The organism is Kitasatospora sp. NPDC051702, from assembly GCF_040681575.1.
Lineage (GTDB): Bacteria > Actinomycetota > Actinomycetes > Streptomycetales > Streptomycetaceae > Kitasatospora.
The window spans coordinates 1-13930 of sequence record NZ_JBFAZB010000058.1 but is presented as its reverse complement, the minus strand read 5'-3'; the positions used below and the strand labels follow the sequence as shown (position 1 = coordinate 13930).

The following is a 13930-nucleotide window of genomic DNA, read 5'->3' as shown; positions in this document are numbered from 1 at the left end:
AATCCCCTTCCGGGGGACCGAACACGACCGAGGCCGGCCGCGCAGAGCGGCCGGCCGCCGTCAACTTGCAGACGCGGCTTGGCTGATCGTCTCCTTGCCAGGATCCGCCCCTGCATGCTGATCTCGAACCAAGGTCAGGGCGAAGGGGGCATGGTGGCGGAACTGACGGTCAACCCGTGGCGGCGAGCGGGCAAGGATCGGCTGTACGTCAACCTGCCTGGTCCCCGCGGTCAGGCTGTCGCCTGGCTGGACTGCCTGACGGGCGTGGTCACGGTCACCGATGCCGCCCATGAATCATCAGCGCTCGATCGGATCAGGGAATGGATTCGGACATGCGGCCGGTCGATCCCGCCGCTCAGCGTCGTCCACAAGCTCTCGGCGCCTCGCTCGGCTGCTGATGGATCGCGGCACGCAGCAGCTCGGCCTGCGGCACCACTCGTGCCCACACCACTCGTGCCCGCACCGCCCGTCTCCGCGCCACCCGTGCCCACACCAACCGTCGTTGCACAGCCCGTGCCCGCACCACCAGCCTTTGCACCGCCCGTGCCACCGCCGCCGGCGACGCTCCCCGCCCTACCACCGTTCACGGCTGCAGATGACCTCGCCTCGAACCGTCCCGGGCAAGGCGTCAAGGGGATGATCCGAGCCGACGAGAGCAAGCGGAAGTGGCTTGTGCGCGTAGCGGCCAAGCTCTCCGGGGACGACCTCACCCGCTCCGAGCTGAGCAAGGGACTGGACGGGGAGGAGCTGGTCGGCGGCCTCCTGGACGGGCTGAGAGCGCACGGCTGGTACGTGTTGCACGCCGTCCCGCTGCCGAGCGGTGCGGACATCGACCACGTGGTGATCGGGCCACCCGGGGTGTTCACGGTGAACACCAAGCACCACCCGGACGCCTCGGTCTGGGTCGGCGACAAACGGATCACGGTCAACCGCAACAGCTACCCGTACATCGAGAAGTCCAGCCTCGAAGCCAGCAGGACGGCCGAACTCCTGCACCGCTGGTGCGGCCTCGCCGTTCCGGTGCACCCGGTGATCGCCATCGTGGGCGCCCGGACGCTGACGCACAAGGGGAGGCCCGACGTCGACGTACTGGACGGCCGCCGGATAGCAGGAACCCTCGGCTCCCGACCTCCCCTGCTCGAACCGCACCGCGTGGCGACTGTCTTCGACGTCGCGCGCCGCCGAAGCGTCTGGGCTCAGTACGGTCGCCGCTCCGGTTGAGTCAGCAAGCCAGCGGCGCCCCGGGATGGCAACGGAACACCACCGCGACGATCAATGGCGCCCAACGTGCACACGGCACTCCTCCTCGCCCGCCACCGGTAGCGACCCCCGGTGGCCCCGGGTGATCACGCTCGCGAGACACTCCGATTCGCACATGCGTACTGCAAGCGCAGCAGAACGGAGCCCGACCGCGTGCCCGCCTCCGCCATACCCTCACCCCGGACCGAACAGCCTGCCGCCGCCTTCGCGGACTTGTCCGGGGTCGACCTCCACCTCGATGCGCTCTACCCCGGCGGTACGAGAGGCAACAGCTCGGACGACCCGATCAGCAGACTCGTTCCAGGTGTCGGCAACCGGGGCGGCTTCCGGCCTGCCGGCTCACCGAAGGAACGTTCCGTCCGGCTGACGGTCCTCTACACGACCGGGCGGCAGCCCGACTGGCCGGATGCTCTCGACACGCAGACCGGCGGCTTCACCTACTTCGGTGACAACCGGACCCCCGGCCACGAGATGCACAGCACTCCCCGCCGCGGGAACCTGCTGCTGCGCGACGTCTTCGCCGCCTCCCACGAGGGTCCTGACGCCCGCCGCCGCATACCGCCGTTCCTGCTCTTCGAGAAGGACGGCCCCACCGGCCGCGGCGTCCGTTTCCGCGGGCTTCTCGCACCCGGCGGCCCGGCCCTGACCTCAGACGACGAACTGGCCGCGATCTGGCGCACCACCAGCGGCCGACGCTTCCAGAACTACCGGGCGCGCTTCACCGTGCTCGACCAGGCCGTGATCCCGCGCGCCTGGATCCAGCACGTGCTGGACGGCGGTGACGTTCTGGAAGGCGGATGTCCAGAGGTCTGGCAGACCTGGGTCGAGACCCGTTCCTACACGGCACTCACCGCTCCCGCGACGACCGTGATCCGCAGTCAGGCCGAGCAACTACCGTCCGACCCGGAGTCCCAGGAGATCTTGGCGGCCGTCCGGGAGCACTTCCGCGGCCGGGAACACGACTTCGAGCCGTGCGCCGTGGAGCTCTGGCGCCTGCTCGCGCCGGCGACCGGGCAGGTCGAGGTCACCCGCCGGAGCCGCGACGGCGGCCGGGACGCCATCGGCCGGTACCACCTGGGCCCACCCGCGGACCGGATCGCCATCGACTTCGCACTCGAAGCCAAGTGCAAGTCTCCGAACCAATCGGTCGGGGTCAAGGAAGGCAGTCGGCTGATCTCCCGGCTCAGGCACCGGAACTTCGGGGTCCTCGTCACGACGTCGTTCTTCAACCGACAGATGCAGGAGGAGATCCGCGACGACCAACACCCCGTGGTCCTGATCTGCGGCCGCGACATCGTCGACCTCCTCCGCCAGCACGGCCACACGTCCAGGGCCGCCGTCGAGTCCTGGCTAACCCAACTCTTCCCCGCGCCGGCACCTAGCGCCCAGCCAACCAGGGACGAATAGAACCCCACAAACGATCAAGGGCCAGTTCGGGAGGATCCTGCCTCCGAACTGGCCCTTCGCACTGGTGGGCGCGGACGGTTTCGAACCGCCGACATCTGCTTTGTAAGAGCAGCGCTCTACCGCTGAGCTACGCGCCCCCGTCGTGGGCTGGTGGGCGCACGACGAGTGCCTAGGGTACCTGGTTCCGGGGGGTGGTGTGGTGCGGGGTGGTCGGGGGGTGGGACGGGTGGTGGGGGGTGCCGGTGGGGTGGGGCGATCGGGAAGAATGGGGGTGGATCAGAGGGTCGGAGCAGGGAGCGCGCAGTGACGGTGGCCGGCGGGAGCGGGCGGGGGCGGCGTCGGGCGGGAAGTGCGCTGGCCGACGCGCTGGTGTTGCCGGTGGTGCTGGCGGGTGCGCTGGGTGCGGTGGGGTTGGCCTCGGCCGGGAGCGGTGGCTGGTGGGGCCGGCGCGGTGGGGACGGTGTGCGGGCGGAGGCCAAGGCGGCCCGGGACGCCGCGCAGGAGGCGTTCTACGAGCTGGACTCGACGCAGCGCGAGGTGCAGCTGGCGGTGGAGACGGTCCGGGCGGGTGAGGACGAGGCGACGACCCGGCGGGCGCTGGCCGACCTGGAGGCGATCTCCGGCCGGGTGGACCAGGTCACCGTGAACTACCTGGGCGCCCTGGACGCGTACAACCTGGACGACGAGGCGCTGGACGCCGGTGCCGCGGCGCGGGCCCGGCGGCAGCTGGAGGACGTGAAGGGGCAGCTCGGGTCGGCCCGGGCGGAGCTGAACGACTTCCTGCAGCGGCTGCAGCCGGCCGTCGATCGGGCCGAGCAGCAGTTGATGCGGGTCGCCCCGGCGGTCGAGCAGGCGAAGCGGTCCCTGCTGGAGGCGAGCAACGCGCTGGACGCGGCGCGCGGGGCCGGCCTGCGGGCGGACGACCTGGCGGCCCGGCTGGCCGAACTGGCCCCGGAGTTGGGGCGGCTGAACGAGGGCCCGGCCCGGCACGGGGTGGCGGAGACGCTGCGTCGCGCGGACGGGGTGAAGCAGCGCGCGGAGGCGATCGCGGCGGATGCCGGGCAGTTGCCGGAGCGGGCCAGGGAGATCGACCGGCGGGTGGCCAGCCTGCGGACCCGGATCCAGGCGCTGGAGACGAAGGCGGAGACGGTCCAGCCGGCGCTGAGCGAGTTGCGCCGTCGGTTCAGCACGGCCTGCTGGCAGGACCTGCAGCGGGTGCCGGACCAGGTCGCGGAGACCGGCCGGGCGGCGGAGCGCAAGCTGGCGGAGGCCGCGCGGGCGCGGGACGAGCAGCGCTGGGCGGACGCGACGGGCGCGATCGGTACGGTGCGCGCGCTGCTGGACACGGCGGACGGTTCGGTGGTCGCGGTGAACGACCGGCTGCGGCAGTTGAACGAGGTGCAGCACGATCCGAGCCGCGAGGTCGAGCGGGCCCGCTTCGCGCTGCGTGACGCGCAACGGCTGGCGATGGCGGGCCGCAGCGCGCCGGACCCGCGGCACGCGGCGCCGCTGGACAAGGCGGTGGCGCGGCTGGACCGGGCGGTGGCCGTGCTGGAGGCGGCCGGCCGGCATCCCGACTACTGGCACTTCCTGACGGAGCTGGCGGGCGTGCGGGAGACCGCTGCCCGGGTGATCGACCTGATCCGCGGCGATCTCGGCGGTCACCGGTAGGACAAGGCGGTACGGCAAGGCGGCACGGCAAGGCGGTAGGACAAGGCAGCACGGGCAGGACGGCACGGCAGGACGGCACGGCGAGGCGGCAGGGGCAAGACCCGGAGGGGGAACCCGGGCGGAAGAGGAGCGGCCGGGCCGCTCCCGCGCAGGGCTCGGACAACGGGCCCGCCCCTGGGTACCCTGCGGGTATGCCACGCTACGACTTCCGCTGCCGCTCCTGCGGCGCCACCTTCGAGCTCCGTCGCCCGATGGCGCAGGCCAACGACCCCGCCGTCTGCCCGCAGGGCCACGAGGACACCGCGAAGCTGCTGTCCACCGTCGCCGTCACGGGCGCCGCTTCCGGCGGGGCCCCGCAGCAGGCCCCTTCCGGTGGTGGCGGGGGCTGCTGCGGCGGGGGGTGCTGCGGCTAGGACCCGAAGCCCTCCCGTTCACCACCACCCCCGGCCCCCGATCTCCCGGCCCGAGCGCTCAGCCCGCCACCGGGACGCCGCCGCGGACCCGGGTGAGGAAGCGCCGGACGATCTCCTCCCCCGCCGCCACCCCCACCTCGTCGAGGGCGGTGACGCCGGGGGCGGTCCAGCCGGAGTCGGCGAGTTCGCCGTGCCCGGGCCGCCAGGCGACGTCGGCGGCGAGCAGCAGGTCCGCATCGAGCAGTGAGTCGCCGGCGGCGAGGACGGTGGTCGCACCGGTGCGCCGGACGGCTTCGGCGAGGGCGGCGCTCTTGGTGAGCGGCGCCGGGACGGCGTACACCTTCCGCCCCTGGAGGGAGACCGTCCAGCCGCGTTCGGCGCACCAGCCGGTCAGCTCGTCGACCCAGCCCGCGGGCAGTTCGGCGCGTTCGACGACCAGGTAGGCGAAGAGCCCGTCGGCGGCGCGGCGCTTGTGGGTCCACTCCGGGGCCGCAGTCAGCGCGAGGTGGCGGACGACCTCGTCGAGCGGGGCGGAGCCGGCGGCGAGGCGCCCGGTGATCTCGGCGCGCCAGTCCTGGTCGGGCACGCCGTCGACGAGCAGCTGCCCGCCGTTGCTGCAGATCGCGTAGGCGGGGACCCAACCGGGCGTCGGGCCGGGCAGGTTGATCCGCTCGTACTGGGTGAGGGTGCGGGTGGTGGCGGGGACGAGGCAGGCCTCGCGGGCGAGGTCGACGAGCAGCGCGGCGGCCTGCTCCGTCATGAAGGAGAGCGCCTTGCCGTCGTGCACCTCGACGGAGAGCAGCCGCGGGGCGAGCCGGTCTGGCACGTCCAGGGCGAGGGCCCGGTTGGAGTAGATCAGCGTCCGGTCGAGGTCGCTGGCCACCAGCACCTCGGTCGCGACGTCGGTGTGCATCAGGACTCCTTCGTCAGAACGGCCCTACCGGAGGCTCCGGTCGCGCCTCGACTGTAGCGGGGGTGGATGAGGCCGACGCAGGTGTAGGGCAGGCCGTCGACCTCCTCGACCTCGACGCCGCGCTGGGCGGCGAGCAGCCGGACGTGGTCGAGGTCGGCGCCGGCACCGCGCCGGGCGAGCACGCGCCAGGGGACGCGGCGCAGCAGGACCCGGGTGGTCTCGCCGACGCCGGGCTTCACCAGGTTGACGTTGTCGATGCCGTACTCGCCGCTGATCCGCTCGACGGCGGCCCAGCCGGCCCAGTCGGGTGCGCGGTCGGGGTCGACGGCGAGCCGGTCGGCCGCGGCGACGGCTTCGGCGCGGACGGCGGCGAAGTGGTCGGCCACGGTGTCCAGGAAGGCGGCGGAGACGTCGGCGGTGCCGAGTTCGGCGTAGTGCTTGGCGCCGTGGAAGTCGTCCGGTCCGATCAGGCCGGGCCGCAGGACGGTGCGCGAGATCAGCCCGGAGACGGTGGAGTTGAGGCAGGCGGACGGGATCAGGAAGTCGTCCCGGGTGCCGTGGGTGCGCACGCAGCGGCCGGGGTCGGCGAGGACGGCGAGGTCCGGGTCGAAGCCGGTCCCGGCGAGGGCCTCGGCGAGTTCGCGGGTGATCGCGCCCTTGCCGGTCCAGCCGTCGACGAACACCACGTCGCCGGCCGGGTGGTGGGCGTCGAGGTAGCGCAGCGCGACCGGGTCGATGCCGCGGCCGCGGACGATCGAGACGGCGTAGTGCGGGGTGTCGACGCCGTGGGCGAAGGCGAGCCAGCGGCGGATCAGGATGCCGACGGGCGTGCCGGCCCGGGCCAGCGAGGCCAGCACCAGGCCGGGGCCGCGTTCGCGCAGCAGGGTCTCGGCGACGGTGCCGACGGCGAGCGCGATCCGGCGGGCGGAGCTGCGCAGCGCCTGGTGGAACAGCTCCTGGTACTCGGGGCTGGGCTGGTACTCGACCGGCAGCGACTCGGCGTAGTGGGCGCCGCCGTTCTGGACGGCCTCCTCCCGCTCTTCGGTGGGGGCTTCGAGCGGCACGTCGGAGAGGTCCTTGAGCAGCCAGGCGACCTCGTCGGGGCGGTAGGAGGAGAACGCCGGCCCTCGGAGGGGCGTCGGCAGCACCACGGGCGACGACGGGACCGGCGGGGCAGCCGGGCCGGACGCCGCAGCCGGCGCGGACGGGACAGCCGGGCCGGGCGCCACAGCCGGCACGGACGCCGCGACCAGGCCGGACGCCGCGCCCGGAACCGTCGGGCCACCCTGAACCGAGGAGGACGCCGGCCCCGCCGCAGACGGCCGGTGGGAGGGCAGCACCGCCAGCACCACCCGGTCGGTGACCTGCCGCAGCTGCCCGATCAGGGCGTGCTCGCCCTCGTGCAGCGCGGGCGTGTCGGCGACGTCGTCGACGACCAGCACGACGGCGTCGAAGCGGCGGGTCGGGTCGGCGCCGGGGGCGACGTTGTAGGCGTAGCGCTCCCGGGAGGCCCCGTCCTGCGGGTCGTCGTGGGCGGGGAAGGCGAGCCGGGTGCGGATGGCGTAGCCGGGGTCGTCGACCGCGAGGACCGGTGAGCGGGTGGTGGTGGAGTAGCGGACGCGGTCGCCGCCGAGCCGGTCGGCGAGGGCGTCGGCGAGGCGCAGCGGCGCGTACATCAGCTCCTCGAAGCCGAGGACGAGGACGCGCTCCGCCGTCGTGGGCAGTGCCGCGGCCAGCTGCTCGGCCAACCGGGGCAGGGCGGCGTCGAGCCGGGCGCGGTGCCGGGCGGTGAAGCCGTGCCGGCCGCCGTCCGGGAGTCCGGCGGGCCAGTCCAGGGCGGCCCGGACCAGCGGGGCCGGCCGGGGTGCCGGCGGGGCGGCCGGGGCCGGGCCGACCTCGGCGATCAGCCGCTCGGCGCGGTCCAGGATGTCGGCGGGGAGCCGGACGGCGCCGCTGGCGGTGGCCACCAGGTCGAGCCGTGCGCCGAGTTCGGCGGCGGTGCCGTCGAGCCGGTGCCGGTCCTCGGCCGAGCGGAGGTCGACCAGGGCGACGACGACGTAGTGGTCGCGCGGGTGGCGGGCGTGCAGGGCGCGGATCGTGTTGAGGACGGTCTGCCCGGTGGAGAACTCGTCGTCGACCAGCACCAGCGGGCCGTCTCCGGCGAGCAGGCCGGGGTCGTCGGGGAGGAGCAGGTGCGAGGTGGCGTGCGAGTGCTCCTCCTCGAAGCCGCCGAGCGGCGCCGTGCCGGGTACCGGGCGGCGGGTGGAGTGCAGGTAGGGGGCGTCGAGGCCGTCGGCGACGCTGTGGCCGAGGCCGGTGGCGGTCTCCGCGTAGCCGAGGACGACGGCTCGCGCGGCCGCCTCGGCGCCGAGCAGTTCGCGGACCCGGGCACCGAGTTCGAGTCCGGAGCGGTGGACGACCGAGGGCCGCTGCGGGACGTGCTTGCCGAGCACGGTGGAGACCAGCAGGTGGGCGCGCTTGCGGTTCTCGCGCAGGGCGAGGCCCACCAGTTCGGGGAGGCGGTCGGATCCGGTCAGGCCGATGCCAGCCCGGTCGGCGACCCACTGACCGGTCCACGTCTGCTGTGCTGTCACTGCTGGTCCTGCCTTCGGTGGTGCGGTTGCGGATCTGTGGGTCGTACGGACCTGGTGGGCCACTCGGACCTGCCAGGCCTTGCGGACCTGGTAGGTCCTACGGATCGAACAGCTCATCCGGATCAATCAGGTCGTCCGGGTCAATCGGGCGGTCCGGGCCAATCGGGCTGTCCGGACCAATCGGGCTGTCCGGAGCGAACGGGTCATTCGGATCAGCGGTCGAGCGCCCCGCGGCCCTCGCCGCGCGGCCCTCGCCCCGCGGGCGGACGCCCACGGCCGCGGGGCGCCGCCCGCCTCAGCCCCCACACAGGCAGGCCGACAGCAGTTCCGCGAAGCTCACGTCCTCCCGGGCCACTCCGAACACCTCCGCCCGCAGCAGTACCCGTTCCGCCCAGGCGCGGTGCGGCCGGGCCTCGTTCATCTTGTTGGTGTACGCCGAGCGCAGTACCCCGCCGCCGTCCTGCTCCTGCCGGAGGATGTCCCGGGCGTCGCAGTACTCCTCGTGCGTGACCACGGAGAGTGCGTGCACCGCGGGGACGTGGCTGGGGTGGATGCAGGTCTTGCCGAGCAGGCCGTTGGCCCGGTCGAGTTCGACCTCCCTGATCAGCCCGTCCAGGTCGTGCTCGATGATCCGCCGCCGGACCTCCTCGCCGGAGGCGTGGTCGGTGCCGGAGGCCTCGGCGAAGGGCGTGCGGCGCAGTTGCGGTTTGAACATCCGCTCCTGGACCGGGAAGTACTCCCAGACCGGGCCGGTGACGGTGTACCCCGTGCCGTCGGCCCGGCCGAGCACGTTGACGACGTCGCCGATCACGGCGGCGACCAGCGCGACGTCGTACGCGGTGAGGTCGGGCGAGCGGCGCAGGCCGTACGCGGAGCAGAGGTCGGTCACGCCCAGGCGGACGGCGAGCACCCGCTCCCGGTGGGCGGCGAGCAGCTCCGCGATGCCGAACAGCTGCCCGCGGCGGGTCTCCAGGTGGGCGAGTTCGGGCGATTCGAGCACGGGCATGGCGAACAGCCGGCGCCCGGTGGCGGCCTCGGCCTCGGCCAGGGCGGTCAGGTAGGCGCCGCCACTCTCGGTGGTGAACTTCGGCAGGACGAAGCCGCTGAGCAGGTCGACGGCCGGCCCGAGCCGGCGGGCGAGGTCCGGGATCTGGGAGGCGGCCCGAACTCTGATGAAGAGCAGGGGGTGGCCATGTGTGCAGTCGGTGAAGTCCGTGACCAGATCGTTCAACTGCTCGACCAGGTTGCGCTCCCCGGCGTCCACCTCGTGGTCGGCGATGGCGTCCTCCAGGCAGAGCACCATCGAGACCACCCCGCGAGCAGCCTGTTTGCGGACGTCCGCGGCCAGGGCGGGCCGGGTGGCGGGGCAGTAGAGGGTGCCGCCGAGGGCGGTCGCGAGGACCGCGGGCTCGCTCCGGGCGGTGAACGGCCTGGGTTCCTCCAGGAAGAGCCGGCCGCGTACGTCGTCGGCGAGGTGGCCGAAATGGCGCAAGGTGCTCTCCTCAGGATGGACGGGCTCCGGCCCGTTGCCGGGGCGTGCGGCGGCGCGGCGCGGCACCGGGTTCGGGCCGGACGGCACGGGGGTCGACCGGCTCGCCGGGCGCCGTGGTTCCCGGGTGCGCACCGGCGGATCCCCCTCCGCCGGACCCCCCGGGGGCCCTTCGACCGCCCATCGTACGGACGGGATCCGGCCGTCCGCGGTTCCGGGTCACTGAACTCTCGGAACATCTCCGTCCACTTCATCGATCGCGGGTGAAGTCCCGGCAAACCCCCGGCAAGCGCAAGTCTTGGCAAAGTCCGACGTGAGTCCGGCAACCCCGGTCACGTTGTCCGAAGGGGTGGCGAACGGGCAGGATGGTCCGCTATGACGCACGTGATGGCCAAGGGCGCCAACATCGCACTGCCGGCGGCGGCGGTCCGCGCCGTGCTGCGCTGGAGCGCCACGCCCGGTGCGCCGGACGTGGACGCGTCCGCGCTGCTGCTCGGAGCCGACGGCAAGGTCCGTTCGGATGCCGACTTCGTCTTCTACAACCAGCCCCGGCACCCGTCCGGCCTGGTCCGCCACCTGCCCAAGCAGCAGACCTCCGGCGGCGCCGAGATCATCGACACGGTCGAGGTCGAGCTGGCCAAGCTGCCCGCCGACGTGGACCGGGTGGTGCTGGCGGGCTCCTCCGAGGGCGGCCCGTTCCGGGCGGTGCCGGGGCTGCGCCTGCTGCTCTTCGACGCCGCGAGCGGTGACGGCGGGACGGCGCTCGCCCAGTTCGACATCAGCGACGGGGAGAACGTCACCGCCCTGGTCGCGGGCGAACTGTACCGCCGGGCCGGGGCCTGGAAGTTCCGGGCGATCGGCCAGGGCTACACCTCCGGGCTGATCGGCCTGGCCACCGACTTCGGCATCACGGTGGACGACGAGGCGGAGGGCGCCGCCTCCGGGGCGCCCACGGGGGCCCCCACGACCGCGCCCGCCTCGACCGCCACACCCACCGCCGCCCTCGACCCGCGCAGCACGCCGCTGCCCGACCCGCGTCCGGCCGCCCGGCCCGAGCCCGGCACCTTCACCCTGGCCCCGGCCGTCCCGCAGCCCTCGACCCCGCCCCAGGGCCAGGGTCAGGCCCAGGGCCGTCCGCAGACCACCGCCGCCGCGGGCCAGGCGCCGACCCCGCCGCCGCCCACCGCCCCGCCGACCGTGACTCCGCCGCCGACCGCGCCACCGGCCATGCCGACGGCACCGCCGACGCCTCCGCCCGCGCCTCCGGGCCACCAGCCCGGCACCGGCTACGGCTACCCCCAGCCGCCGCAGGCCCCGTCCGGCGCCGGCTACGGCTATCCGCAGCAGCACTCCGCCCCGCCCCCGCAGGGCACCGGCTACGGGTATCCGCAGCCCACCCCCCAGCAGTACCCGCCGCAGGCCGGCACGGGCTACGGATACCCGCAGCAGCAGCCCGCCCCGCCGCAGCAGGGCACGGGGTACGGGTACCCGCACCAGCAACAGCACGCCCAGCCCCCGGCTCAGCCGCCGGCCCAGGCCCAGGGCCAGGGCCAGCCCGCCGCCGGCGAGGACTTCGCCCTGCCGCCACAGGGCCCGCAGTTCCAGCCGCGCTGACCGGACCGCCTCACTCACCACACGGCCGCGCGGACCACACGGCCGCACGGGGCTCGTCCGGCGGGATCCGCCGGCCGGCCCCGGCCCCCGGCCCGCCCCCCGGTCCGGGCCCGGCAGCGGGGCACCGCCGGGCCGCCCCGGTCCGCCGGACTACTCCGCGCCGCCCGACTCGCCCTTGTAGCCGCGCTGCCACTGCATCCCGAACCCGTACAGCCGGTCGATGTCCGCCTGGAAGCCGTTGACGTACCGCACCTCCCGGCGCACCGTCAGCTGGTTGTCCCCGGCGTTCTCGATCAGCACCACCGCGCAGGAGCGCGCCGCCCGGGCCCGCTCGTCCAGCTTGATCTCGATCCGCGGCCCGGTCTGCGGCACGATCGTCACCACCGCGTGCGACTGCTCGAAGGCCGGCGTCCCGTCGTAGATGTAGACGAAGATCAGCAGCCGCTTGAACTTGTCCTTCTTCTCCAGGTTGACGTACATCGTCTCGCCGGAGGGCGCCCCGTACTGGTCGTCGCCGCTGAGCTTGATGTACGGCGGCTGCCGGAGGTCGCCGAAGTAGCCGCCGAGCGGCTGCACCACCCCGCTGCTGCCGTCGGACAGTTCGTACATGCAGGCCAGGTCGAGGTCAACGTTGACCTGCTCGTTCTGGGTTGTGTCCGGCTCCAGCGGGCTGAGGATGCGCGGGCTGAAGAAGCGTTTGATCCGCTCGCCGCCGCTCGGGCGGACGGCTCCGGAGCGGGTGGTCCAGTGCAGGTTGACGTAGAGGTATCCGGTGGTGGCCGCGGACCCGGTGATCGCGTGCTGCGGGGTCGACTTGGTGAGTATGACCTTGTGCTGACCGCCGGGGTTGTCGAAGGTGTAGTTGCGCTCCCCGCGCAGGTACTCCCAGATCGAGACCATCCCGTCCTCTCCCCCTGTCCCGTCAGGCGTTCTGACGGGGCGCCGTTCCATGATCGGGCATCAGCCCGGCCGCCGGATACCCGAACCGTCCTTTCCCCTACCCCAAAGCGCCGCCCGGCGCTCACCCTCGGGCCGATTGGCCGGGGAAGCCGCCCTCCCGTAACATGCGGCCCCCTCGGACGCGATATCGTCTAGCCGCACAGGTGTCCCGTCCCGTCCTGCGCGGGCGCGGTGGGCACGCCGTGCGGCGACGAACGATCCGTCAGGCGGCCCAGGCACCAAGGGAGCTGGCCGCCTGTGTCGCTCCGTGAACCCGTCCCCTGCGGAAACCCGAGGCCCGACCCGCAATGAACCTGACCTCCATACAGCTGGTCTGGACCGTCGTCGGAGGCGCAGCCCTGCTGTTCGTCGCCGTGCTGGTGGCGACGCTGCGTTTCAAGAACACGAAGAAGGAGGAGGCCGGCGACTCCTGGGAGCGCAGTGAGGAGCGGCGGCGGCGCAAGGAGATGATCTACGGCATCTCCTCCTACACGCTGCTGTTCTGCTGCGCCGGCGTCGCGGCCGCGCTCTCCTTCCACGGCCTGGTCGGATTCGGCAAGGAGAACCTGGGGCTCTCCAACGGCTGGGAGTACCTCGTCCCGTTCGGCCTGGACGGCGCCGCGATGTTCTGCTCGGTGCTCGCGGTGCGCGAGGCCAGCCACGGTGACGCCGCGCTCGGTTCGCGCCTGCTGGTCTGGGTGTTCGCGATCGCCTCGGCCTGGTTCAACTGGGTGCACGCCCCGCGCGGCGTGTCGCACGACGGTGCCCCGCAGTTCTTCTCCGGCATGTCGATCTCGGCGGCCATCCTGTTCGACCGGGCGCTGAAGCAGACCCGCAAGGCCGCGCTGCGCGAGCAGGGCCTCGTGCCGCGCCCGCTGCCGCAGATCCGGATCGTCCGCTGGCTGCGCGCCCCGCGCGAGACCTACGCGGCCTGGTCGCTGATGCTGCTGGAGAACGTCCGCAGCCTGGACGAGGCGGTCGAGGAGGTGCGCGAGGAGCGTCAGGCGAAGCTGGACGCCAAGGCCCGCGCCCGCACCGCCGACCGTCGCGAGCGGGCCGAGCTGAAGGCCATCTCCCGCCAGGGCGGCATGCTGACCCGGGCCCGCGGCGGCCGCCAGGTGCCGGCGCTGACGGCGGCCGGAGACGGCCCGACCGCTACGGAGCCTGCCCTAGCGGCCGAGTCGGACACCGCCTCCCCGCGCCAGTCCGCCTCCGCGGCGCTCGAGTCGACCCCCTCGGGCGCCCTGGACGCCGGCCGCCGCCCGCGTGCCGCCGTCGGCTCGTCCTACTCCTCCTCGTCCTACTCCTCGTCGTCGTCCTACTCGTCCTCCTCGTCCTACGAGTCGGGTTCGTCCTACGACTCGGGTTCCTACTCCTCGGGCTCGTCGTACTCCTCGGGCACCGAGAAGGGCTCGTCCCAGCGCGGCTCGACCGTCGACCTGACGGCGGACGACGACACCCTCTCGATGCCGAAGCTGGACTCGCTGGAGCGCAAGCTGCGCGCCATCGAGCAGCAGCTCGGCTGAGGACCACGCACCACACCGCACGCGCGAAGGCCGCCCCCGGGAGTCCCGGGGCCGACATCCCCCTGTCGCTGCACGGCCAGCAGCAGGCACAGGCGCTCGGCCGC

Annotated in this window: 10 protein-coding genes and 1 tRNA gene; 6 read left to right on the top strand and 5 right to left on the bottom strand. The window is 73.6% G+C overall.

Annotation, left to right across the window (positions count from 1 at the left end; genetic code table 11):
- Positions 1 to 636: 636 nt before the first annotated feature.
- Both AB0N04_RS33715 and AB0N04_RS33710 read left to right on the top strand, forming a co-directional pair.
- Positions 637 to 1221, top strand: a complete 585-nt coding sequence (locus AB0N04_RS33715; protein WP_360222661.1) for an NERD domain-containing protein — start codon at positions 637 to 639, stop codon at positions 1219 to 1221.
- 192 nt (positions 1222 to 1413) lie between these two features.
- Positions 1414 to 2667, top strand: a complete 1254-nt coding sequence (locus AB0N04_RS33710; RefSeq protein ID WP_360222658.1) for a restriction endonuclease — start codon at positions 1414 to 1416, stop codon at positions 2665 to 2667.
- A gap of 62 nt (positions 2668 to 2729) precedes the next feature.
- On the opposite strand, the gene AB0N04_RS33705 is transcribed toward AB0N04_RS33710, so the two are convergent.
- Positions 2730 to 2804: transfer RNA gene (locus AB0N04_RS33705), tRNA-Val, on the bottom strand.
- Positions 2805 to 2970: 166 nt separating this feature from the next.
- Between AB0N04_RS33705 and AB0N04_RS33700 the strand changes: the two genes are divergently transcribed.
- Together AB0N04_RS33700 and AB0N04_RS33695 are read left to right on the top strand one after the other, a co-directional pair.
- A complete protein-coding gene (locus tag AB0N04_RS33700; protein ID WP_360222655.1) occupies positions 2971 to 4338 on the top strand; it encodes a hypothetical protein in 1368 nt (455 codons plus the stop codon).
- A 191-nt stretch (positions 4339 to 4529) separates the two neighbouring features.
- Positions 4530 to 4751, top strand: a complete 222-nt coding sequence (locus AB0N04_RS33695; protein ID WP_360222652.1) for a zinc ribbon domain-containing protein — start codon at positions 4530 to 4532, stop codon at positions 4749 to 4751.
- A gap of 58 nt (positions 4752 to 4809) precedes the next feature.
- Here the strand turns inward: AB0N04_RS33695 and AB0N04_RS33690 are convergent, their stop codons facing one another.
- The 3 genes from AB0N04_RS33690 to AB0N04_RS33680 all read right to left on the bottom strand — a co-directional run bounded on the left by AB0N04_RS33690 (position 4810) and on the right by AB0N04_RS33680 (position 9750).
- A complete protein-coding gene (locus AB0N04_RS33690) occupies positions 4810 to 5664 on the bottom strand; it encodes an HAD family hydrolase (RefSeq protein ID WP_360222649.1) in 855 nt (284 codons plus the stop codon).
- Positions 5664 to 8258, bottom strand: a complete 2595-nt coding sequence (locus AB0N04_RS33685; protein ID WP_360222646.1) for a phosphoribosyltransferase — start codon at positions 8256 to 8258, stop codon at positions 5664 to 5666. The genes AB0N04_RS33690 and AB0N04_RS33685 overlap by 1 nt, the downstream gene beginning before the upstream one ends.
- Before the next feature lie 295 nt (positions 8259 to 8553).
- A complete protein-coding gene (locus tag AB0N04_RS33680; RefSeq protein ID WP_360222643.1) occupies positions 8554 to 9750 on the bottom strand; it encodes an HpcH/HpaI aldolase/citrate lyase family protein in 1197 nt (398 codons plus the stop codon).
- 372 nt (positions 9751 to 10122) lie between these two features.
- Here AB0N04_RS33680 and AB0N04_RS33675 point away from each other — a divergent pair, with 372 nt between their 5' ends.
- The gene (locus AB0N04_RS33675; protein WP_360222640.1) at positions 10123 to 11361 is read left to right on the top strand and encodes a TerD family protein; all 1239 of its coding nucleotides are present in this window, start codon (positions 10123 to 10125) and stop codon (positions 11359 to 11361) included.
- A gap of 150 nt (positions 11362 to 11511) precedes the next feature.
- Here the strand turns inward: AB0N04_RS33675 and AB0N04_RS33670 are convergent, their stop codons facing one another.
- Positions 11512 to 12261, bottom strand: coding sequence for a Tellurium resistance (locus AB0N04_RS33670; RefSeq protein WP_360222637.1), 750 nt, complete (start codon positions 12259 to 12261; stop codon positions 11512 to 11514).
- A 347-nt stretch (positions 12262 to 12608) separates the two neighbouring features.
- Here AB0N04_RS33670 and AB0N04_RS33665 point away from each other — a divergent pair, with 347 nt between their 5' ends.
- On the top strand, positions 12609 to 13826 hold the full coding sequence (locus tag AB0N04_RS33665) for a DUF2637 domain-containing protein (RefSeq protein ID WP_360222634.1): 1218 nt from the start codon (positions 12609 to 12611) through the stop codon (positions 13824 to 13826).
- Positions 13827 to 13930 lie beyond the last annotated feature (104 nt).

Bases quoted from the DNA above. Each gene is read 5' to 3' on its own strand.
- AB0N04_RS33715 (WP_360222661.1), top strand. From the start codon at position 637: ATGATCCGAGCCGACGAGAGCAAGCGGAAGTGGCTTGTGCGCGTAGCG.
- AB0N04_RS33695 (WP_360222652.1), top strand. From the start codon at position 4,530: ATGCCACGCTACGACTTCCGCTGCCGCTCCTGCGGCGCCACCTTCGAG.
- AB0N04_RS33690 (WP_360222649.1), bottom strand. From the start codon at position 5,664: ATGCACACCGACGTCGCGACCGAGGTGCTGGTGGCCAGCGACCTCGAC.
- AB0N04_RS33675 (WP_360222640.1), top strand. From the start codon at position 10,123: ATGACGCACGTGATGGCCAAGGGCGCCAACATCGCACTGCCGGCGGCG.
- AB0N04_RS33670 (WP_360222637.1), bottom strand. From the start codon at position 12,261: ATGGTCTCGATCTGGGAGTACCTGCGCGGGGAGCGCAACTACACCTTC.
- AB0N04_RS33665 (WP_360222634.1), top strand. From the start codon at position 12,609: ATGAACCTGACCTCCATACAGCTGGTCTGGACCGTCGTCGGAGGCGCA.